Below are 20,777 nucleotides of genomic sequence, written 5' to 3'. Positions count from 1 at the left end.
GCTGTCGCGGCCTCAGGCCGGCTGCCACATGCGGGCGAGTGCCGTCGGGGTGAGGAGCCGGTCCGGCGGTCCCTGGCCGGCCAGGCGGCCCTCGCGGAGCAGCAGGCAGGTGTCCGCCGAGCGCGCCGCGTCCAGGTCGTGGGTGGCGTGGACGAGGGTCACCCCGTCGGCCACCAGTTCCGTCAGCAGGGCCGCCGTGCGCTCCCTGGCCTCGGGGTCGAGGCCGGTGGTCGGCTCGTCCAGCAGGAGCAGGTCCGACTCCTGGGCCAGGCCCTGCGCCATGAGCGTGCGCTGCCGCTGCCCGCCGGAGAGCTCGCCGAGCTGGCGGGCGGCGAGCGCCGTGATGCCGAGCCGCTCCATCGCCTCGTCCACCACCGTCCGGTCGCGCCGCGTGAGCCGGCGCCACGGCCCCCGCTCGCCCCAGCGGCCCATCTCCACGGTCTGCCGGACCGTCAGCGGAAGCGCGTCACCGACGGCCCCGCGCTGCGGGACGAACGCCGGCGGCCGGGCCCCGTCGTGCCGGACCTCTCCCGCTGTGGGGCGGATCACTCCGGCCAGCACTCCGAGCAGCGTGGACTTCCCGCTGCCGTTCGGGCCGATCAGCGCGGTGACAGACAACGCCGGTATCGAGCCATCGAGTTGGTCGAGCACGGGGTGGCCGGGGTAGCCCGCGGAGAGTCCGGCGAAGCGGACGCGGGTCGGTGTCCGGCCCTCGGTGGCGGGGGAGGCGGCTTTATTGAACATGGTTGTCATTGTAGTGTGCTCGCCATGGAGTGGTTGACAGGCCCTTTCGAGGTGACCTTCGTGCAAAGGGCCCTGTGGGGCGGGATGCTGGTGTCGGCGATCTGCGCCCTGGCGGGCACCTGGGTGGTGCTCAGAGGCATGGCCTTCCTCGGCGACGCCATGTCGCACGGACTGCTGCCCGGAGTCGCGCTCGCCGCACTCCTGGGCGGCAACCTGCTGGTGGGGGCACTGCTGAGCGCGGCCGTGATGACGGTCGGCGTCACCGCCCTCGGGCGTACCCCACGGCTGTCCCAGGACACCGGGATCGGCCTGCTCTTCGTCGGGATGCTGTCGCTCGGCGTCATCATCGTCTCGCGCTCGCAGTCCTTCGCGGTGGACCTGACCGGGTTCCTCTTCGGCGACGTCCTCGCCGTCCGGGAACAGGACCTGGCCCTGCTGGGAGGGGCGCTGCTGCTGGCGCTGACGGTCTCGGCTCTCGGCCACCGCGCCTTCCTCGCCCTGGCGTTCGACCCGCGCAAGGCCCGCACCCTCGGCCTGCGTCCGCGCGTCGCCCACGCCGTGCTGCTGGGCCTGCTGGCGCTGGCCATCGTCGCCTCCTTCCACATCGTGGGGACGCTGCTGGTCCTGGGCCTGCTCATCGCCCCGCCGGCGGCGGCACTGCCGTGGGGGCGCAGTGTGCGGGCGGTGATGGCGATCGCGGCACTGCTCGGCGCGGCCGCCACCTTCTTCGGCCTGCTGCTCTCCTGGCACCTGAGCACCGCGGCCGGCGCGACCGTCTCGGCCCTCGCGGTGGGCCTGTTCTTCCTCTCCCACCTCGCATCGGGCCTCCGCCACCGGCGGCAACGCCGCCGCCCCGAGCCGCAGACCTGACCCGAAGCCCCGGCCCTGACCCAAGACCCGATCCAGAAACCCGATGGAGTCGATCCCCTTGCCCCTCCGAGGAAACGTCACTGCCGGGGCGTCCGCGCTCCTGGCCCTCGCGCTGCTCGCCACAGGCTGCGCGGACGGCCGGGACGGCGCCGCCTCCGCCCCGCCGGCGAGCCCGTCGGCCACCACCCCGCACGGATACGTCGAGGGGGCGCAGGAGAAGGCCGAGCAGCAGTCCAGACTGCTCCTCAACGACCCGAGCGGCGGTGACACCCGCGTCCTCGACCTGATCACCGGAGAGTCGCACGAGGTCTCCCGGGCGCCGGGCACCTCGGCCCTCACCACGGACGGCCGGTTCGGCCACCTCCACGGCGCGGACGGCACGCGCGTCCTGGACACCGGTGCCTGGACGGTGGACCACGGCGACCACGTGCACTACTACCGCACGGCGATACGCGACGTGGGCCGCCTCTCCGACGGCCCCCGTACACGCGTACGCAGCGACGCCGCCGTGACCGTCGTGACCCACGGCGACGGCCGGGCCGAGATCCACCGCAGGGCCGACCTGGAGGCGGGGGCCCCCGGCACACCCCGCCCGCTGCCCGGGACGCACACCGGCGCCGTCGTGCCGTACGAGGAGCACCTGCTGACCCTCACCGACGACACGGAGGGCACCCCGAAGGTCGCGGTGTACGACCGCGAGGGCGAGCGCGTCGCGGCACCGGACGCCGAGTGCGAAAAACCGCGGGGCGACGCCGTCACCCGGCGGGGAGTCGTCCTCGGCTGCGCCGACGGAGCCCTGCTGGTCCGCGCGGACGACGGCACGTTCACCGCCGAGAGGATCCCGTACGGTGCGGGCGTTCCCGAGCGGGAACGGGCCACGGACTTCCGTCACCGGGCCGGCAGCGACACGCTCACGGCGCCGGCCGGAGACCGGGCCGTATGGGTCCTGGACGTCACGGAGCGCACCTGGACCCGGGTGGAGACCGGCCCCGCCGTCGCCGCCAACACCGCGGGCGAGGGCTCACCCCTGCTCGTCCTTCGCACCGACGGGGTCCTGTACGGCTACGACATCGCCACCGGTGAGCAGGTGTCCCGGACGAAGCCGCTGCTGAAGGACGTACCCGGCACCGGACCGGACGCGACGGCGCCCCGGCCCGTCATCGAGGTCGACCGCAGCCGCGCCTACCTCAACGACCCGGAGGGCAAGCGCGTGTACGAGATCGACTACAACGACGACCTGCGCATCGCGCGCACCTTCGACCTCGACATCGAACCGGCCCTGATGGTGGAGGCCGGCCGATGACGACGACACCGAGGCGCGCCGTCCTGCGGCTGCGCCGCCTGCTCCTCACCCTGCTCGCCCTCGCCCTCGCCGGCACGGCCACCGCGTGCGCGACCGGCGACGACCGGCCCCGGGTCGTGGTGACGACGAACATCCTCGGCGACATCACCCGGGAGATCGTCGGCGGGGAGGCCGACGTCACGGTGCTGATGAAACCGAACGCAGACCCGCACTCCTTCGGGCTGTCGGCCGTGCAGGCCGCCGAGCTGGAGCGGGCCGACCTCGTGGTCTTCAACGGACTGGGCCTGGAGGAGAACGTGCTGCGGCACGTGGAGGCCGCCCGGGAGTCGGGGACCGCCACGCTCGAGGTCGGCAGGGCGGTGGACCCGCTCGTCTTCCGGGCACCGGCCGACGGCGGCCCCCAGGCGGACGCCGGGCAGCCCGACCCGCACTTCTGGACCGACCCCGACCGGGTGCGCACGGCCGCCGGCCTGATCGCCGACCGGGTCGTCGAGCACGTGGAGGGCGTGGACGGGGAGACGATCCGCGCCCACACCGACCGCTACGACAAACGACTCGCCGACCTGACCGCCTGGATGGAACGCTCCTTCGACCGCATACCCGAGCAGCGGCGCGCGCTGGTGACCAACCACCACGTCTTCGGCTACCTCGCCGAACGCTTCGGCTTCAGGACGGTCGGCGCGGTCGTACCGAGTGGTACGACGCTGGCCTCGCCCAGCTCCTCGGACCTGCGCTCGCTCACCGAGGCCATGCGCGAGGCCGGAGTGCGGACCGTCTTCGCGGACTCCTCCCAGCCCACCCGGCTGGCCGAGGTCCTGCGCACGGAACTGGGCGGCCGGGTCCGGGTCGTCGCGCTGTACTCCGAGTCGCTGACCGAGAAGGGCAAGGGCGCCGGCACCTACCTGCAGATGATGCGCGCCAACACCACCGCCATGACGGACGGCCTGACCGCCGGCTGAACCCGCGCACAAGCCCTCGATTTCGAACACCCCACCCCGAAGCCGCGCCCGCGCGGCCGGAAAGGAACACGCACAGTGAGCAAGTCGACACGCGCCAGAGCCCTCACGGGGACGGCCCTCGCCCTGGCGGTCTCCGCCGTCCTGACCGCCTGCGGAGGCGGCGAGAGCCCCTCGTCCGACGCGAAGGCGCAGAAGACGGAGAAGGCCTCGAAGGGCACCCCGGGCGGCGGGGCCGCCCCGGTCGAGGAGCCGCTGGTCGCCACCTTCGACGGCGGCCTGTACATCCTGGACGGCGAGACCCTGAAGCTCGCCTCGACGATCGAGCTGCCCGGCTTCAACCGCGTCAACCCCGCCGGTGACGACTCCCATGTCTTCGTCTCCACCGACTCCGGCTTCCGGGTCCTCGACGCCGCCGGGCAGGCCCTCACCGACATCACGTACGAGGGCGCCAAGCCGGGACACGTCGTACGGCATGCCGGCAAGACGGTCCTGTTCACCGACGGTACGGGGGAGGTCAACGTCCTCGACCCCGCGGACCTCGCCGGCGGCGAGAAGCCCGAGGGCCGTAGGTACACCTCCGCCGAACCGCACCACGGCGTCGCCATCGAACTGGGCAACGGCGAACTCCTCACCACCGTGGGCACCGAGGAGAAGCGCACCGGCGCCCTCGTCCTCGACCGGAACGACAAGGAGATCGCGCGCAACGAGAAGTGCCCCGGCGTCCACGGCGAGGCCGCCGCCCGGGGCGAGGCCGTCGCCGTCGGCTGCGAGGACGGCATCCTGATCTACAAGGACGGCGAGTTCACCAAGGTCGACGCCCCCGACGACTACGGCCGCATCGGCAACCAGGCCGGCAGCGACGCCTCCCCGGTCCTGCTGGGCGACTACAAGACCGACCCGGACGCCGAGCTGGAGCGGCCGACGCGCGTGTCCCTGATCGACACCGGGACGGCGGAACTGCGCCTGGTCGACCTCGGCACCAGCTACTCCTTCCGCTCGCTGGGCCGGGGACCCCACGGCGAGGCGCTCGTCCTCGGTACGGACGGTGCCCTGCGCGTGATCGACCCGGAGACGGGCAAGGTCGAGAAGAAGATCCCCGTCGTGGGCAAGTGGCAGGAGCCGCTCGACTGGCAGCAGCCGAGGCCCACCCTCTTCGTCCGCGACCACACCGCGTACGTCTCCGAACCGGGCACGCGCGAACTGCACGCCGTGGACATCGAAGCGGGCGAGAAGGTCACCTCCGTGACCCTGCCGAAGAGCACCAACGAACTCTCCGGCGTCGTCGCGGGGCACTGACCCCCCGGCCGGCCGCCTCCGGCGGGCCGTCGCGCACCCGGCGCGCCGGCCCGCCGGGGCCTCCACGGCTTCGGCCGCGCGGTGCCCGGCTGTACCCGGGCACCGCCGGTAACGGGACAGAGGCGTTGATTAAACGTTTCCTCCAGGGGCACTAGGTCCTGGGTCCTCGTGAGAACAGCGTGAAGAGTGCGCTTCGACCGGATGCGTGAGGTGAGCCGATGCCAGGGCTGCTGGGAACGTACGACCTGGGCGGTCGGATGATGGCGCCGCGAGGCGTCTACGCGCCTCAGGAGGACACGCTGATGCTGCGGGAGGCCCTGGAACGTGAGGCGGTCGGCCCCGGTACGGAGGTCCTGGACGTCGGAACGGGATCGGGTGTGCTCGCGCTCGCCGCGGCACGGCGGGGAGCACGCGTGTCGGCGGTCGACCGCACCCGCCGCGCCGTGCTCACCACCCGGGTGAACGCGGCGATCGCCGGACTGAAGGTCGACGTCGTCCGGGGGGATCTCCTGACCCCCGCCGCCGGACGGCGCTTCGACCTCATCCTCAGCAATCCGCCGTACGTCCCCGCTCCGGACGCCGCACCACCCCGGCGGGGCTCGGCCAGAGCCTGGGACGCCGGTCACGACGGCCGCCTCCTCGTCGACCGCCTGTGCGACGGAGCGGCGGACCTGCTGCGGCCCCGCGGGGCCGTGCTGCTGGTGCACTCGGCCCTGTGCGGGGTCTCCGCCACCCTGGAGCGCCTGGAGCGGTCCGGTCTGCGGGCCGAGGTGACCGATCGGCGCCGTGTGCCCTTCGGCCCGGTGCTGTCGGCACGCAGGAAGTGGCTGGCGGGCCGCGGTCTGATCGCGCCCGACGACGAGAAGGAAGAGTTGGTGATCATCCGTGCCGACCGCATCCGGTGACAGGCCGCACCGCGTGACGCCGACGAAGGACGGGCCGGTACTTCTCGAGGGGCCGGTCGAAGTGACCCTCGACGACGGGAGCACGGTCACGTCGGACCGTTTCGTGGTGGCCCTGTGCGCCTGCCGGCGCAGCAGGACCTACCCGTGGTGCGACACCAGCCACCGCCGCAGGGCCAGGGACTCCGCCGGCCGGGGCCCCCGCACCGGGAGCCCCGCGGCCGGCCAGGACAAGCCGGCACGACGCGCCGGTCCGGACGCCGGACGCACCGCCGACGAGACCGCTGTCCGCATTACCGACCCGAGTGGTGAGGCCGCAGAGTGAAGACCGTGCAGGAGTCCCGCATCCCACTGACCGGACCCGCCCTGCCGGCGGGCCGCGGCGACCTCAGCCACGGAGTCGTCCGTGCGCTGCGCAGCGACCCCGGCGACGAGATCCGCCTGCCGTCACGCGGGGCGGCCGACGAGGCCGACCCGTACGGAGAGGACCTCCACCTCGCGCTCTACCTCTGCTACGAACTGCACTACCGCGGATTCCACGACGTCGATTCCGCCTGGGAGTGGAATCCGGGACTGCTCGGGCTGCGCGCCGGTCTGGAACGCCGCTTCCTGGACGCGCTGCGTGCGGACACCGGGCGCGGCACCGGCCTCGAGGAGGCGTTCGCCGGGATCCTCGTCGAGCCCGTGGAGGCCGGTGGCCTTTCGGGGCACCTCCGGGACGAAGGGGAACTGTGGCAGCTGCGTGAGTACGCGGCCCAGCGCTCGCTCTACCACCTCAAGGAAGCCGATCCGCACGCCTGGGTGATACCCCGGCTGCGGGGCAGGGCGAAGGCGGCCATGGTCGCTGTCGAGTTCGACGAGTTCGGTGCCGGGCAGGCGGCACGGATGCACTCGCGGCTCTTCGCGGACCTCATGAGGGACCTGGACCTGGACACGACGTACGGCCGGTACGTCGACGTGGCGACGGCGGAGATGCTGGCGATCGTCAACCTGATGTCGGTGTTCGGCCTGCACCGCGCTCTGCGCGGCGCGCTGGTGGGACACTTCGCCGCCGTCGAGGTCACCTCGTCGCCGGCCTCCCGCCGACTGGCCGAGGCGATGCGCCGCACGGGTGCCGGCGAGGCGGCCGTGCACTTCTACGCCGAGCACGTGGAGGCCGACGCCGTCCACGAACAGGTCGTCCGCCGTGACGTGGTGGGCGGGCTGCTGGAGGAGGAGCCGTGGCTGGAGGCGGACGTGGCGTTCGGTATCCACGCCACCGATCTGCTGGACGCGCGCCTGGCCGAGAAGACGCTCACCGCCTGGCGCGACGGACGCACCAGTCTGCGCGGACCGCTCTGACCCGTCCGGCGGTCCGGGGGGCGTCGGTTCCGGACACCTCACCCGCCGCGAGGACGGCCGGCCCCCGGCCGACAGGCGGCGGATCCCCGGGATGCGTGCAAAAGTGGAGGAACAGGGGGGTGAGCCGCGACAGGCTGGGCACCAGGACTACCACCAGTGAGCCCACCGTGAACTGGAGGATCCATGGCTGAACGGCACCGGCTGATCGAACGCCCGCCCGCTGACGTCTGGGCGGTGCTCGCCGACGGCACGCGCTACGGCGACTGGGTGGTCGGCACGTCCGGGACACGACCCGAGGTCGGCGTGTGGCCCCGCGTCGGCTCCAGCATCGCGTACACCGTTCATCTGGCGCCGTGGTCGGTGTCGGGGAACACCGTCGTCCGGCGGTGCGAAGCGCCCTTCATCCTGGAGCTGGAAGCCGACAGCGGGTGGCTCGGCACCGCGCGGATCGCTCTCGAGGTACGGCCCTGGGGCGAGAACACACTGGTCACCATCAACGAACATCCCCTGCGCGGACCGGGCGGGACGCTCCACAACACGCTCGTCGACGTCCTCATCCAACTGCGCCATCGCAGCATGCTCGCCCGGCTGGCCGACGTCGTCGAGCACTCCCCGCGGCAGCGCTCCACGGTGATCTGACCCCGCCGGCCGCCCCCGCCCCCGCCCCCGCGGTGCCTTCCGCGGCGATCTCGCACGACCAGGAGGATCCATGACCCGCGCTGTCGCACTCGTCTGCACCCTCACCCCCTCGCCCGATCCTTCCAGCAGTCACCGCCTCGCCGGGCAGGTGATGTCGGAACTCGCCGGCCTCGGTGTGGAAGGCGAGACGGTCCGCGTCGTCGACCACGACATCCGGCCGGGGGTCGCCCGCGACATGGGCGACGGAGACGACTGGCCCGGGCTGTGGGAGAAGGTGATGGCCGCCGACATCGTGCTCCTGGCCACCCCGGTCTGGCTCGGTCACCCCTCCAGCCTCTGCCAGCGCGTCCTGGAACGCCTGAACGCCGACATCTCGGAGACCGACGAGCAGGGGCGCCGGCTGTTCGGCGGCAAGGTCGGCCTGGTCGCCGTCGTGGGCAACGAGGACGGTGCGCACAAGGTGAGCGCGGATCTCTTCCAAGGGCTCAACGACCTCGGGTTCTCACTGCCGCCGGGTGCGGTCACCTACTGGGTCGGTGAAGCCCAGCAGGGCACGGACTACCAGGACCTGGAGGCGACCCCCGACGCCGTGGCCGCCACCACCAAGGCCCTGGCAGCCAACGCCGTGCACCTGGCGAAACTCCTCGAGGAATCGCCCTACCCCCCGAGTTGAGCCCTCGTGGGCACCAGTCCGGTACCGGGAGACCGCGGCGACAGACGGAACCGCAGCGACAGACAGGAGAAGCAGTCCATGGCCCAGAACGAGCCGCCCACGCCCCACCCCGCCGAGCAGCACCCGCAGCCCGAGTTCACCCAGCAGGATCAGGCCCACCCCGGCTGGACCGGGCCGATGGACCCGCCGCCGGACCACGGCGAGGAGACGTACCGCGGTTCCGGCGTCCTGACCGGGCGCAGGGCGCTGATCACCGGCGGGGACTCCGGCATCGGCCGGGCGGTCGCCCTCGCCTACGCCCGTGAGGGCGCGGACGTCCTTCTCACGTATCTGCCCGAGGAACAGGACGAGGCCCGCACGACCGTCGGACTGGTCGAGGACGCCGGCCGGCGCGCCGTCGCGGTCGAATGCGACATCCGTGTGGAGGAGGCGTGCCGGAGCCTCGTCGACCGGGCGGTCGAGGAATTCGGCCGCATCGACATCCTCGTCAACAACGCCGCCTACCAGATGTCCCAGCCCGAAGGCATCGCGGCCATCAGCACCGAACAGTTCGACCGGGTGGTGCGCACCAACCTGTACGGCATGTTCTGGCTCTCCAAAATGGCCCTCCCGCACATTCCGGCCGGTGGCAGCATCATCAACTCGGCCTCCGTCCAGGGGTACAAGCCCAGCCCCCACCTGCTGGACTACGCCATGACGAAGGGCGCGATCGTCACCTTCACCCAGGGGCTCGCGCAGATGCTGGCCAAGGACGGCATTCGCGTCAACGCGGTCGCACCCGGCCCCGTCTGGACACCGCTGATTCCCGCGACGCTCCCGGACACCCAGGAGTTCGGGAAGCAGTCACCGCTCGGCCGGCCAGCCCAGCCGGCCGAGATGGCGCCCGCCTACGTCTTCCTGGCCTCCCCGCAGGCGAGCTACATCACCGGCGAGATCGTCAACGCGACCGGCGGTACCCCGCTGCCGTGACGGACCGCTACGAGCACAAACGCAGCGGTGTCCGAGGCAGGTGTACCAGGGCGGCGGGCCGCTCGCCCGCCGGCAGGACAGGAGAACCATGAACGAGAACCCGGACGGGCCCCGGAGCCCCGACCCGTCCCACCGCCGGCCCGACGGTGCCACCGACACCACGGTGAAGGCCCTGGGCGCGCTCTCGGAGGCGCTGGAGACCGTGGAACGGGCCCGGGGCAGCCTCTACGCCTTCCACCAGCTGACCGGCGGTGCGGACCTGAAGCTGGACGAGGCGCTGGAGCACCTGCGCGCCGGGGGCCACCACGCCCAGGCCGACCGGCTGCAGCACGACATCGTGGGCCGGAACGTCATTCCCGGACACTGGACCTTCGAGATCGTCGAGGAGTACAACACCCACTACTACCGGCCCTTCGCAGAGGCCGAGGCCCGTATCCGGAGCGAACTCCTCGAGGGGCGCGAGCACGTGTACGAGGCGGAGATGAAGGAAGCCCGCCGCACCCCCGGGCAGACCCCGTGAGCACACGGCGGGCATAGCGCCGGACTGCCGGCCCTCCGGTGGTGCCGGCGGGAGGGGGAGCCGGGTTCACGGGTCCTGTGGATCGACGCCGGTCCCCGCGGAGGCGTCCGTGGCGCCGCTGGGACGCTGGGAGCGGCCCCTGGGCCTTGTGTCCCGCCGGCCCTTCCCGTCGTTGCGGGCGTACTCCTCACCGGGTGTGCTGTCGCTCTTCACCGTCTCGCCCGGCACGGACTTCGTCTCTTCCTCGGACCTGGTCCGTCCCGGGCCCTTCCCGCCACCGTGCTCGGCTGTGTGGAAGGAGCGGTGGGCACTGGGGTTCTCCTGCTGGTGCGTCTCGTCCACGTCGGGAGACCAGCCGTGCTGCGAGGTCCCCTGGTGACGGCTCGGGCCCTTCCCCCGGGGTGGCTCGGACGCGGGTGGTTTCTTCGCCATGACCGACCTGCCTTCTTCCAGGCAATGCCTTTACGCCGCCACATGGGAGAACTGCCCACCTTCAGGCGCTAGGTGTATGTGGCATCCGTCGGGGCCCGTCGCACGCGCGGACCGGTGTCCGGCCGGGCGTGTGAGCGAGGCGGCGGGCGTCCGGCCTGTCATGGGACTCGCGCCGGCCTGTGGCGAGCATGTCCTCCCCCGGACCGCTTTCCCCGGGTCGCCTCCGGGGTGCGCGACGGCGGGCGGGAGGCGTGTGCCGGGGGGTGGACGGCCGGGCCGCGGTGCCGGGACGTGGAGGCCCTCCGTCAGGTGCCCGGGTGCGTTCCCCCCGGCTTCCCGGCGATCGCTGAATCTCCGTCAGCATGCCGCTGATGCAGGGGACTTGGGTCGTGATCCAGTGCGACGGCGGTCGGCATGTGGCACACACACGCGATCGTGGAGGTTTGGCGGACGATCCTGCGGCCACACGGAGGACGAGGTGGCCATGTCGAATACGAAGAACACATCCGAATCGCAAAGTTCACAACAGAGTTCACGGAAGTCGCAGAATTCGTCACAAAGTTCTCGGGACTCGACCGAGGACGACAGCAAGCAGGCAGACGACACCCCTGCGAAGGAGCGTCGGCCGAGCCCGATGGAGGTGCTGCGTCAGGCGCGCGACCAGTTCGCGGAGCTCACCGGCCTGACCGTCGAATCCGTGTCGTCCTTCGGACAGACGGAGGCGGGCTGGACGCTGGAGGTCGAGGTTCTCGAGCTCGAGCGGGTGCCCGACACGATGAGCCTGCTGGCGAGTTACCAGGTGGAGATCGACCCCCAGGGGCAGCTCGCAGGTTACCGGCGCGTCAGGCGCTACGAGAGGGGCCGGGCCGACGTGCGCGGTTCCGGCGGCCGTTAGGGCCCGTTGCGGAAGCGGCACCCGCCGTGCGACGCCCGGCGCGCGCTCTCGCCGCACCGGACGCCGCGCGGCCGCCCTCCGGGTGACGGCGCCACTTCCGCAACAGGCCCTGGGCCACTCGACCGGAGAAGCAACCACACCGACCAACACGATGGAGGAGCACCGGGTATGACTGTCGTACCGGCACAACAGACCAGCGGTGGAGGCGGCAGCAGCGGCCTCTACGACGTGCTCGAGCTCGTTCTGGACAGGGGGCTCGTCATCGACGCATTCGTGCGCGTCTCCCTGGTCGGCATCGAGATCCTGAAGATCGACGTCCGCGTCGTCGTCGCCAGCGTGGACACCTATCTGCGCTTCGCCGAGGCGTGCAACCGGCTCGACCTGGAGGCCGGGCCCCGCAAGGACCCGGGCCTGCCCGACCTGGTCGGGGAGATGACCGAGTCCGGCGCTCGCGGCAAGTCCAAGGGGGCGCTGTCCGGCGCCGCCGAGACCATTTCCGACGCGTTCAAGCAGGCCCGGGACGAGAGCGACTCCGAACGCGAGACGGCATCGCGTCCGCGTGCCCGCAAGGCCGCACCCTCGCGTCGTAAGGAGGAGCAGGAGTGAGCACGTACATCTACGGCATCATCGCCGAGGCACACCCCTCGCTCCCCGAGGGCCTGGGCGGTGTGGGCGACCCGCCGAGCGAGGTGCGGATCCTCGAGGAGAGCGGGCTGGCGGCCGTCGTCAGTGACGCGCCCGAGGGGCTGCGTCCCAAGCGCAAGGAACTGCTCGCCCATCAGCACGTGCTGAGCGAGGTGGGCGCGGCCGGCTGCGTGCTGCCGATGCGCTTCGGCAGCGTCGCCACCGACGACAAGGCGGTCACCGACGTGCTCGCGGAGCGCGCCGAGCACTACAAGGAACGCCTGAGGGCGCTGGACGGCCGGGTCGAGTACAACGTCAAGGCCAGCCACGTCGAAGAGGCCGTCCTGCACCGCGTGATGGCCGACAAGCCGGAGCTCCGTGCCCTGATGGAGGCCAACCGGCAGGCGGGCGGCGGAAGTTACGAGAGCAAGATCCAGCTCGGCGAGATGGTCGCCACCGCCGTCAAGGGCCAGGAGGCCCAGGACGCCATCGCACTGGAGCACGCCCTGGAGCCGACCGCCCACGCCGTGAGCGTGGGTCCCGAGTCCACCGGCTGGCTGGCCAACGTGTCGTACCTGGTGGACCGGGAGGCGGCCCAGGAGTTCCTCACCGCCGTGGACCGGGTGCGCGAGGAGATGCCGCACCTGGAGGTGCGGGTGAACGGCCCGCTGCCGCCGTACAGCTTCGTCGAACCCGGTCCGTCCGAGCCCGCGGGCACGATGGCCGGTGGTATGGACGCCGGCTCGGGGTGACCACGTGGGACTGATCACGGAGGTCCTGATGCTGCCGTTCGCCCCGGTGCGCGCCAGCGCCTGGGTCATCGGACAGGTGGTGGACGAGGCCGAGCGGATCTACTACGACCCCGCTACCGTCCGGGCCGAACTGGCTGCTCTGGAAAAGCGGTTGGATGCGGGGGAGATCACCGAGGAGGAGTTCGACCGGTTGGAGGACGAGCTGTTGGACCGGCTGGAGATCGCTTCGCGCAGCAGCGCGGGATTGGGCAACGGTACGGCACCATGAATCGAGTGGGACTTGGCCTCGCGGTGGGGGCCGGCTATCTGCTGGGACGTACGAAGAAACTGAAACTCGCGGTCGCCGTGGGCACGATGGTGGCCGGCAAGAAGATGAACCTGACCCCGAAGGGCGTAGCGGAACTGGTCACCACGCAGCTGCAGAACAACCCGCAGTTCAAGGAGATCGGGGATCAGCTGCGCACGGATTTCCGGGGCGTGGGCAAGGCGGCCTCGGGCGCCCTGGTCGAGCGGCAGATCGACGCGCTCGCCGACCGTCTGCACGGGCGCACCGCCCAGGTGCGCGACCACCTCTCCGGCGTGACGTCCCAGGTGCGGGGCGCGGCGTCCGGCCACTCCCGCGACTCCGAGGCCTCGGAGGACTCGGAGTCGCGCGCCGAGCGCGAGGACGAGCAGGCGGAGGAGCAGGGCGGCCGCGACGGGCGGCGCGGGGAACGGCGCGAGCCGAGAGGCGAGCGGGCCGCGGAGAAGACCGCGGCGCGAGCACCCGCGAAGAAGGCCCCCGCGAAGAAGGCGGCGGCCAAGAAGACGGCCGCCAAGAAGACGGCCGGGGCCAGGAGCGCCGCCCGAGGGGCCGGAGCCCGGCAGTCGAAGGGCGGGGGTGAGCGATGAGCGGCACGCTCGGTTCCGCGGCCTCCACGGCGGGCAGCGCGGCGAAGAAGAACCCGCTCACCGACGTGGCCAGGAGCGAGGCCGCCGACCGTCTCAAGTCGGAGGTCCAGGACTACCTCGCCGCCCAGGCCCAGCGGTTGCTGACCGGCGCCGGCCGCAAGCTCGGCGAGACCACCGGCAAGCTCAACGACATAGCCGAGGGCAACAGCCCCGGTTTCGCCAAGCTCGCCCTCGACGGCGGACGCAAGCTCGCCGAGGGCAAGAGCCCGGTGCGGGCCGCGTTCGAGGTCGGCGCCTCCAAGGTGAAGGACAACGTGGTCGGCGCCGTCAAGAACCTCGGCGGCGGCAAGGGCAGGCGCAAGGGCGGCGGGGGCCAGAAGCCGACCGTCATCATCGAGTACGCCGACGTCGGCGTACCGCTGCGCACGGCCTACGACCAGTGGACCCAGTACCAGGACTTCAGCACCTTCGCCAAGGGCGTCAAGAGCGCGAGCCGCGCCGACGACACCTCCTCCGACTGGCAGATGAAGGTCTTCTGGTCCAACCGCAGCTGGAAGGCGAAGACCACCGAGCAGGTACCCGACGACCGGATCTCCTGGACGTCGGAGGGCGCCAAGGGCACGACCAAGGGCGTCGTCAGCTTCCACCGGCTCGCCGACAACCTCACCCGCGTGGTCCTGGTCATCGAGTACTACCCCAAGGGCCTGTTCGAGAAGACCGGCAACATCTGGCGCGCCCAGGGCCGCCGGGCCCGCCTCGACCTGAAGAACTACGTCCGCCACATCACCCTCAAGGGCGAGGCCGACGACGGCTGGCGCGGCGAGATCCGCGACGGCGAGGTCGTCCGCAGCCACGAGGACGCCGTCGCGGAGGAGCAGGAGAGCGAGGAGCAGGAGGCGGAAGGCGCGCACGAGGACGACGAGGAAGCTCCGTACGCCGAGGAGGAGGGCGATGCGGAGGGCGAGTACGAGGAGGAGCCCGAGCCCGAGTACGAGGAGGAGCCCGAGGCCGAGTACGAGGAAGAGCCCGAGCCCGAGTACGAGGAAGAGCCCGAGGGCGAGTACGAGGAAGAGCTTGAGGGCGAGCCTGAGGCCGAGGAGGAGCCCGAGCCCGAGTACGAGGAGGGCGAGGAAGCTCGCGAGGACGAGGACGCGCCCCGTGACGAGGACGCGCCCCGTGACGAGGACGCGCCCCGTGACGAGGACGCCGGCCGCGGGAGCCGGCGATGACCACACCCAGCCGACTGCCCGACTCCTACGGCCAGGGACAGGGCGCCAACCTCGCCGACATCCTGGAACGGGTGCTCGACAAGGGAGTCGTCATCGCGGGCGACATCCGGATCAACCTGCTCGACATCGAGCTGCTCACCATCAAGCTGCGGCTCATCGTCGCCTCCGTCGACAAGGCCAAGGAAATGGGCATCGACTGGTGGGAGAGCGACCCCGCTCTCTCCTCGCGCGCCAGGCAGGACGAACTGACCCGTGAGAACGCCGAGTTGCGTGAACGCCTGCGCGAACTGGACGCGGGGCGCGTACCGAGGGAGGCACCATGACAGGGCTGCGCTACGTCTACGCGGTCTGCCGCCCCGGCGACGCGCCCCTCCCGGCCCTGCCGGCCGGGGTCGCGGGTGACCCGCCCCGGCTGCTGAACCACCACGACCTGGTCGCCGTGGTCGGTCAGGTGTCCGAGGACGACTTCTCCGAGGAGGCGCTGCGGGCCCGCCTGGAGGACCTGGACTGGCTCGCCGGGACCGCACGGGCCCACCAGGAGGTCATCGCCGCGCTGACCACCGCCACCACCCCGCTGCCGCTCCGGCTGGCGACCGTCTTCCGGGACGACAACGGTGTACGGGCGATGATGGAGGAGCGCGCGGAAGCCTTCCGGCGCACGCTGGACAGGCTGGACGGGTGCGTGGAGTGGGGCGTCAAGGTGTACGCCGAGACGGAGCCCGAGCGGTCGGCGGCCCCGGCGGAGCCCACGGCAAAGCCCGCCACGGGCCGGGACTACCTGCGGCAGCGGCGCATGCGGACACGGGCGAAGGAGGACCTGTGGTCCAGGGCCGAAGAGTTCGCGACGCGCCTGCACGGGACGCTGTCCTCCCGGGCCGACGACGCGCGGCTGCACGCGCCGCAGGACCCCGGCCTCTCCGGAGCCTCCGGCCAGAACGTCCTCAACGCCGCCTACCTGGTGCGGCGGGAGGTCTCCGAGGAGTTCGTGGACCTGGTGGACCGTACGAAGGACGACGGACCCGGAATGCGTGTGGAACTCACCGGTCCGTGGGCGGCGTACTCCTTCGCCGGTGACGACACCGCCGACGCGGACACCCAGGGGGAGGGCCCGTGACGGTCGTCGAACGCCGTGAGATCGCCCTTGTGGACCTGCTCGACCGGCTGCTGGCCGGCGGGGTCGTCATCACCGGCGACGTCACGCTGCGCATCGCGGACGTCGACCTGGTCCGCATCGACCTCAACGCGTTGATCAGCTCGGTCAACCGCAATGTTCCGTCGCCGTTTGGGGATTGACGTGACCGACCGCCGCAAGAGCCTCGACCTCGAACCCGACACGGTCGAGCGGGACCTGATCAAGCTGGTGCTGACCGTGGTGGAGCTGCTGCGTCAGCTCATGGAGCGCCAGGCCCTGCGCCGCGTCGACGAGGGAGACCTGAGCGAGGAACAGGAGGAGCGGATCGGGCTCACCCTGATGCTGCTCGACGACCGCATGGCCGAGCTGCGCGACCGGTACGGTCTGCGGCCCGAGGACCTGAACCTCGACCTCGGGCCGCTGGGACCGCTGCTGCCCCGGGAGTGAGCCTCCCGGGGCAGCGGCCCCGTTCCCTTGCCCGGGGCGGGGGCCACTCGCACAGGACGGGGCGCCCCGCGCCCCTTCGGCCGACCTTGTGCCCCCGCAGGGGTGCGGTGTCGGCGCCCGCGCCGTGCCGCACCCCGTCCAGGAACTCCCGCAGTACCTCCGTGGCGTCGTGTTCCGGTCGCCAGCCCAGCTCCGTACGGGCACGGGAGCAGTCCATCAGGGGCATCCGCAGGACCGCGTCGAAGAGGTGGGGCGAGGCGGGAAGGAGACGGAGTCCCCACCCGGCGGCGATGACGGACCGGGCCGCGGTACGGGGCAGCCGGAGCGGGCGCACGCCGGGCATCCCGGCGAGGAGGCCGCTGCCGACCACGGGGTCGGCCGCGAGGTTGAAGGCGCCGCGGGCCTGATCCGAGTGCACGGCCAGCCGGTAGGCCCGGGCGGCGTCGTCCGTGTGCAGGACCTGCACGGTCAGGCCGGGGATGTCCGGGAGGAAGGGCAGCAGGTCGGGGCGGGCCGCCGGGCCGGGGAGGGAAGCGCCCGCCGAAGATGCGGCGCTGCTCGCTCGCCGACTCCCGCTTGAACAGGAACGCCGGGCGCATGCGCACGACCCGCACGTCGGTGTGATCGCGGGTGAAGACGTCCAGGGCCCGTTCCAGATACGCCTTCTCACGGCAGTAGGCGGCGTCCGGCCAGCCATGCGTCGGCCAGGACTCGTCGACGGCCCGGTCCTTGGGGCCGGGGGAGTAGGCGCCCACCGAGGAGGCGTGCACGAGCGTCGGCACCCCCGCCGCGGCGGCCGCCTCGAACACCTTCATGCTGCCGAGCACGTTGGTCCGCCAGGTGCTCGCCGGATCGTGCGTGGGCTGGAACGCCCACGCCAGATGCACCACGGCGGTCGCCCCGCGGAACACCTCCGTCGGGTCGGCCCGGTCGGACGCGAGATCGACGCTGTGCCACTCGGTCCTCGGCAGGATCGGATCGGGTTTCCGCCGGGCGACGCCCCGTACCCACTCGACCTGCGGGTCCTCGGACAGAAGACGGACGAGGCTCGTCCCCACGTTGCCGGTCGCGCCCGTGACCACCACCCTGCTGTCCACTGTGCCGGTCATCCGGCAGCTCCTCTCAGCGACGGTTGTGACGCCTGCCGAGTACCCGGTCGCCGGAAACCCGCACGGCCCCGGCGGGCCCCGACAATGCCATGGGGGTGGACACCACGTGGTGTCCACCCCCATGGCCTCGCGCTTTCACAGAGCCGGCAGCTTCCCACTCCCCACTTCCTGGTCAAGGCCGGCACGGCAGGAGGGGAGGTGCTGAGGGACAGCAGGCTCGCGCGCGGTGGCACGTCCCCAGTGGAGGCATCACGCACCTGCGGACGCTGCTCGTGTGAGTCCCGCCGCCTCGGAGGTCGTGCCGGCGCGACTGAACCTCTTCCACCACGTCGGTGCGGTCACCGCAGGCGTCGCTGTGAGCGGGCTCCTCGGCTCCACCGGTCCCTTCCGTCTCGCGTACGCCGCACCGGATCGCCCCTCTGGCGCTTCCTCTCCCGGCGCTGCCGGCCATGTCAAGGCGGCCGCCGGGCCAGGCGCTCGGCACGGTCGCGCAGGCGTGACCCGTGTGTGGGGCCGCACGCGGTTGTGGGCCTTGGGCGGATCGCCGAAACGGCCGAGGTGTTGGAGGCGTGGTGCGTATCCTGTGGGCGTGATCGGATTAGAGCGTCTCGCTGTCTTCCTGACCGTTGTGACCGTACTGATCGCTGTGCCAGGACCGAGTGTCCTGTTCGTGGTGAGTCGGGGAGTGACGCTGGGCCGGCGGGCCGCCGTGTCCACGGCGGTGGGGAACGAGGCGGGGCTCCTCATCCAGGTGGTCCTCGTGGCGCTGGGGCTCGGGGAGGTGCTCGCCCGCTCCTATCTGGTGTTCTCCATCCTGAAGTTCGCGGGTGCCCTCTACCTCGTCTACCTCGGTGTGCAGGCCTGGCGGCATCGCAAGCAGCTGATGGTCCAGGAGCAGGGCGCGTCGGGGGCGGGCCGTCCGGGCCGGGTCTTCCGGGAGGGCTTCGTCGTCGGGGTGAGCAACCCCAAGGGCCTGTTGATCTTCGGTGCGGTGCTGCCGCAGTTCGTCGACCCTTCCACGGGGAACGCGCAGATGCAGCTGTTGCTGCTGGGCACGATCTGTGTCCTGATCGCGCTGGTCTCCGACGCGACCTGGGGCCTCCTCGCCGGAACGGCCCGCAACTGGCTGGCCAGGTCGCCGCGTCGGCTGTCGTGGATCGGTGGGGCGTCGGGCGTCGTGATGGTCGGCCTGGGGGTCCGGCTGGCGTTCAGCGGGCGGGAATGAGCCGTCGGCGTACGGGGGTGGGACGGGCCGGGACATGACCCGCCCGCGCCGACGTGGTGTCACGCGGTTGACGCGGTGTCAGGCGTCCAGGGTTCCGTTTGCGGGCCTCGGCGCGGGACGGCATGCGGGCGGGCGATTCCTTGAGTACCGGGCCGACGTGCCGGATCTCGTCCAGCGACCGCAGGGCCGCGCCGGATTCGGCGGAGTCGATGCCCGACAGCGGGTCGAAGCGGGACCAGTCCGGGATGCAGAGGACGTCACCGAGGATCCGCCGCGCGGTCTCCGGCGGCACACCGAGTCGCTCCAACTCCGGTACGACGTCCCGTACGACCTGCGGAAAGGGGAACGAGAAGAAGCCGGTGTCGACGATCCAGGCCGCCGGTACGCCCTCCAGCGCCGCCGACACGGCGCCCGTGACGCGGAAGTCGACGATCACCAGGTCGGGCCCGAACCCGGATGGCGGCCCGCTCCTCGGCCGGCGTTGTCGCCAGACAGTCCGGGTCGGCGAGGCGGATCCGGCCGTCCGCGGCCGGAGGCGGCGGCTCCTCGTCCGCCCGCCTGGGAGGGAAGGGCGGTAACTCGGTGACCGCGAACGAGTCGAGGCCGCGCGCGGCGACGATGTGCCGGGCGGGCTCCGCCGTACCCACCAGCACCTCGGCGCCGGCGGCGGCGAGCTCGGCGCCCACCCGGGCGCACCGGACCACATGACCGGGGCCGTGGTAGAAGGTCGGAAGCAGGAGGCGCATGCGTTCCCTTGGGGTGTCGGACTGACGGACTGCGTCGGGGGTCGGGCCGGTGGCCGGTGGCGGGGCACGGGCGGCGCGGCCGCCGTGGTGGTTGACGCGGCTGTCGGCGTCGTCGTTGACGTGGCCGTCGTTGGCCGGCCGTCTCAGCCGGTCCCCGTTCGACCGTGTCAACCCGCCCATTCGGCCCGGGTGACGCCCAGCTCGTACGCGACCGCGACCGCGCTGGCCCGGTTCCGCAGGCCGAGCTTGATCAGCAGGTTCTGTACGTGCGTCTTGACCGTACTCTCGCTGACCACCAGTTCTCCGGCGATCTCGGCGTTCTTCATGCCGCGTGCCAGGAGTTTGAGGACCTGCCTCTCGCGGAGTGTGAGCAGGTCGAGCGCCGTGTGGCGGACAGACTGCCGGCGGGGCGGGGTGCGGTCGGGCTCTGCCCGCTCGGGTATGCCGATCCGGTAGCCCCCGGAGACGAGTCTGATCGCGGACACCAGGAACTCCGGCTCCTCCCAGGCCAGCACCACACCCCCGGCGCCCAGCTTCTCGGCCTCCGCGTGGAGGGGGGTGTTCGCGTCGTTGGTCAGCAGCAGCATCCGCGAGACGCCGGCGCCGGAGTAGTGGACGACCCGGTGCATCAGGTTCACCACGTCGATGGACCGGCAGGCGGTGTTGATGACGAGCACGTCCAGCGAGGAGTCGAGCATCGCTTCGAGCGCCGTGGGACTGTCGCGGGCGCTGCCGACGAGGGTCAGATCAGGATATTCGCGTAGTACGTGGATGAGTCCGGCGTGCACCAGACTCGAATCGTCGATGAGGAAAATGCGTAAAAGTTCCGGTTTCCCGTCGCCGACCAGGTCGCCCGATGCTGGATTCTGGTCGGATCGAGCCTCGGCCACGAGCCCCCCTGCGCCGCGAGTCGCGGCAATGGACGGAATCGAACAGCACCTCATCCTGACTCACATTCCCTCCAGGAAGCGCGCGATTTTTCGCCACATTTAGCTGGCAAGTGCATAAGGGCGGAGTTGGTCACTTCGGCCTAGTCCGTTCGACGCAGGGCCCTGCCGGGGTCGGTCCGATCTGCCGAA

At 71.7% G+C, this 20,777-nt stretch carries 26 protein-coding genes and 1 pseudogene; 22 read left to right on the top strand and 5 right to left on the bottom strand.

The window, feature by feature from the left end; translation table 11 throughout:
• Window positions 1-12: 12 nt before the first annotated feature.
• The gene (gene aztA, locus ORI94_RS26080; protein WP_266079914.1) at window positions 13-753 is read right to left on the bottom strand and encodes a zinc ABC transporter ATP-binding protein AztA; all 741 of its coding nucleotides are present in this window, start codon (window positions 751-753) and stop codon (window positions 13-15) included.
• Window positions 754-768: 15 nt separating this feature from the next.
• Here aztA and aztB point away from each other — a divergent pair, with 15 nt between their 5' ends.
• The 11 genes from aztB (at window position 769) to ORI94_RS26025 (ending at window position 10,216) form a co-directional block, all read left to right on the top strand.
• Entirely contained in the window at window positions 769-1,614 is an 846-nt protein-coding gene (gene aztB, locus ORI94_RS26075) for a zinc ABC transporter permease AztB (protein WP_266079913.1), read from the top strand.
• Window positions 1,615-1,672: 58 nt separating this feature from the next.
• Complete coding sequence (locus ORI94_RS26070) at window positions 1,673-2,917, top strand: hypothetical protein (RefSeq protein ID WP_416237899.1); 1,245 nt, start codon at window positions 1,673-1,675, stop codon at window positions 2,915-2,917.
• Window positions 2,914-3,876, top strand: coding sequence for a zinc ABC transporter substrate-binding protein AztC (gene aztC, locus ORI94_RS26065; RefSeq protein ID WP_266079911.1), 963 nt, complete (start codon window positions 2,914-2,916; stop codon window positions 3,874-3,876). The genes ORI94_RS26070 and aztC overlap by 4 nt, the downstream gene beginning before the upstream one ends.
• Before the next feature lie 75 nt (window positions 3,877-3,951).
• A complete protein-coding gene (gene aztD, locus ORI94_RS26060) occupies window positions 3,952-5,172 on the top strand; it encodes a zinc metallochaperone AztD (RefSeq protein WP_266079910.1) in 1,221 nt (406 codons plus the stop codon).
• Window positions 5,173-5,390: 218 nt separating this feature from the next.
• Window positions 5,391-6,077, top strand: coding sequence for a HemK2/MTQ2 family protein methyltransferase (locus ORI94_RS26055; protein ID WP_266079909.1), 687 nt, complete (start codon window positions 5,391-5,393; stop codon window positions 6,075-6,077).
• 13 nt (window positions 6,078-6,090) lie between these two features.
• Entirely contained in the window at window positions 6,091-6,399 is a 309-nt protein-coding gene (locus ORI94_RS26050; protein ID WP_266079908.1) for a CDGSH iron-sulfur domain-containing protein, read from the top strand.
• Window positions 6,396-7,415, top strand: a complete 1,020-nt coding sequence (locus ORI94_RS26045; RefSeq protein WP_266079907.1) for an iron-containing redox enzyme family protein — start codon at window positions 6,396-6,398, stop codon at window positions 7,413-7,415. Before ORI94_RS26050 ends, ORI94_RS26045 begins: the two co-directional genes overlap by 4 nt.
• 183 nt (window positions 7,416-7,598) lie before the next feature.
• A complete protein-coding gene (locus ORI94_RS26040; RefSeq protein ID WP_266079906.1) occupies window positions 7,599-8,054 on the top strand; it encodes an SRPBCC family protein in 456 nt (151 codons plus the stop codon).
• Window positions 8,055-8,124: 70 nt separating this feature from the next.
• Window positions 8,125-8,727 (top strand): flavodoxin family protein, encoded by a 603-nt coding sequence (locus ORI94_RS26035; RefSeq protein ID WP_266079905.1) that lies wholly within the window; start codon window positions 8,125-8,127, stop codon window positions 8,725-8,727.
• A gap of 78 nt (window positions 8,728-8,805) precedes the next feature.
• On the top strand, window positions 8,806-9,696 hold the full coding sequence (locus tag ORI94_RS26030; protein WP_266079904.1) for an SDR family oxidoreductase: 891 nt from the start codon (window positions 8,806-8,808) through the stop codon (window positions 9,694-9,696).
• Window positions 9,697-9,784: 88 nt separating this feature from the next.
• Window positions 9,785-10,216, top strand: a complete 432-nt coding sequence (locus ORI94_RS26025) for a hypothetical protein (RefSeq protein WP_266079903.1) — start codon at window positions 9,785-9,787, stop codon at window positions 10,214-10,216.
• Window positions 10,217-10,282: 66 nt separating this feature from the next.
• Here ORI94_RS26025 and ORI94_RS26020 read toward each other — a convergent pair whose 3' ends face one another.
• Window positions 10,283-10,648 carry a hypothetical protein gene (locus ORI94_RS26020; RefSeq protein WP_266079902.1) on the bottom strand — a complete coding sequence of 122 codons (366 nt, stop codon included), beginning with the start codon at window positions 10,646-10,648 and terminating at the stop codon, window positions 10,283-10,285.
• 484 nt (window positions 10,649-11,132) lie between these two features.
• On the opposite strand from ORI94_RS26020, the gene ORI94_RS26015 reads away from it, so the two are divergent.
• The 10 genes from ORI94_RS26015 (at window position 11,133) to ORI94_RS25970 (ending at window position 16,618) form a co-directional block, all read left to right on the top strand.
• Window positions 11,133-11,543 (top strand): gas vesicle protein, encoded by a 411-nt coding sequence (locus tag ORI94_RS26015; protein WP_266079998.1) that lies wholly within the window; start codon window positions 11,133-11,135, stop codon window positions 11,541-11,543.
• Window positions 11,544-11,711: 168 nt separating this feature from the next.
• Complete coding sequence (locus tag ORI94_RS26010) at window positions 11,712-12,149, top strand: gas vesicle structural protein GvpA (RefSeq protein WP_266079901.1); 438 nt, start codon at window positions 11,712-11,714, stop codon at window positions 12,147-12,149.
• Entirely contained in the window at window positions 12,146-12,919 is a 774-nt protein-coding gene (locus ORI94_RS26005) for a GvpL/GvpF family gas vesicle protein (protein WP_266079900.1), read from the top strand. Before ORI94_RS26010 ends, ORI94_RS26005 begins: the two co-directional genes overlap by 4 nt.
• Window positions 12,920-12,923: 4 nt before the next feature.
• A complete protein-coding gene (locus tag ORI94_RS26000; protein WP_266079899.1) occupies window positions 12,924-13,187 on the top strand; it encodes a gas vesicle protein GvpG in 264 nt (87 codons plus the stop codon).
• A complete protein-coding gene (locus ORI94_RS25995) occupies window positions 13,184-13,810 on the top strand; it encodes a DNA primase (RefSeq protein ID WP_266079898.1) in 627 nt (208 codons plus the stop codon). The genes ORI94_RS26000 and ORI94_RS25995 overlap by 4 nt, the downstream gene beginning before the upstream one ends.
• Window positions 13,807-15,039, top strand: a complete 1,233-nt coding sequence (locus ORI94_RS25990; protein WP_266079897.1) for an SRPBCC family protein — start codon at window positions 13,807-13,809, stop codon at window positions 15,037-15,039. Before ORI94_RS25995 ends, ORI94_RS25990 begins: the two co-directional genes overlap by 4 nt.
• Window positions 15,036-15,362 carry a gas vesicle protein gene (locus ORI94_RS25985; RefSeq protein ID WP_042164529.1) on the top strand — a complete coding sequence of 109 codons (327 nt, stop codon included), beginning with the start codon at window positions 15,036-15,038 and terminating at the stop codon, window positions 15,360-15,362. Before ORI94_RS25990 ends, ORI94_RS25985 begins: the two co-directional genes overlap by 4 nt.
• Window positions 15,359-16,153, top strand: coding sequence for a GvpL/GvpF family gas vesicle protein (locus ORI94_RS25980; RefSeq protein WP_266079896.1), 795 nt, complete (start codon window positions 15,359-15,361; stop codon window positions 16,151-16,153). The genes ORI94_RS25985 and ORI94_RS25980 overlap by 4 nt, the downstream gene beginning before the upstream one ends.
• Window positions 16,150-16,332, top strand: coding sequence for a gas vesicle protein (locus tag ORI94_RS25975; protein ID WP_003972471.1), 183 nt, complete (start codon window positions 16,150-16,152; stop codon window positions 16,330-16,332). Before ORI94_RS25980 ends, ORI94_RS25975 begins: the two co-directional genes overlap by 4 nt.
• 1 nt (window position 16,333) lies before the next feature.
• Window positions 16,334-16,618, top strand: coding sequence for a gas vesicle protein K (locus ORI94_RS25970; RefSeq protein WP_042164534.1), 285 nt, complete (start codon window positions 16,334-16,336; stop codon window positions 16,616-16,618).
• A gap of 79 nt (window positions 16,619-16,697) precedes the next feature.
• On the opposite strand, the pseudogene ORI94_RS25965 reads toward ORI94_RS25970, so the two are convergent.
• A pseudogene (locus ORI94_RS25965) lies at window positions 16,698-17,727 on the bottom strand (SDR family oxidoreductase); the annotation flags it as partial.
• 589 nt (window positions 17,728-18,316) lie between these two features.
• Between ORI94_RS25965 and ORI94_RS25960 the strand changes: the two are divergent.
• Window positions 18,317-18,952 carry a LysE family translocator gene (locus ORI94_RS25960; RefSeq protein ID WP_266079886.1) on the top strand — a complete coding sequence of 212 codons (636 nt, stop codon included), beginning with the start codon at window positions 18,317-18,319 and terminating at the stop codon, window positions 18,950-18,952.
• Here ORI94_RS25960 and ORI94_RS25955 read toward each other — a convergent pair.
• Window positions 18,936-19,388, bottom strand: a complete 453-nt coding sequence (locus ORI94_RS25955) for a hypothetical protein (RefSeq protein ID WP_266079884.1) — start codon at window positions 19,386-19,388, stop codon at window positions 18,936-18,938. The genes ORI94_RS25960 and ORI94_RS25955 overlap by 17 nt on opposite strands.
• 477 nt (window positions 19,389-19,865) lie before the next feature.
• Window positions 19,866-20,588, bottom strand: coding sequence for a response regulator transcription factor (locus ORI94_RS25950; protein WP_266079882.1), 723 nt, complete (start codon window positions 20,586-20,588; stop codon window positions 19,866-19,868).
• Window positions 20,589-20,777 lie beyond the last annotated feature (189 nt).

This window comes from Streptomyces sp. NEAU-W12 (assembly GCF_026242095.1).
Classification (GTDB): domain Bacteria; phylum Actinomycetota; class Actinomycetes; order Streptomycetales; family Streptomycetaceae; genus Streptomyces.
Note: the sequence above shows the minus strand (reverse complement) of the source record. Positions and strands in the feature narration are given on the sequence as shown.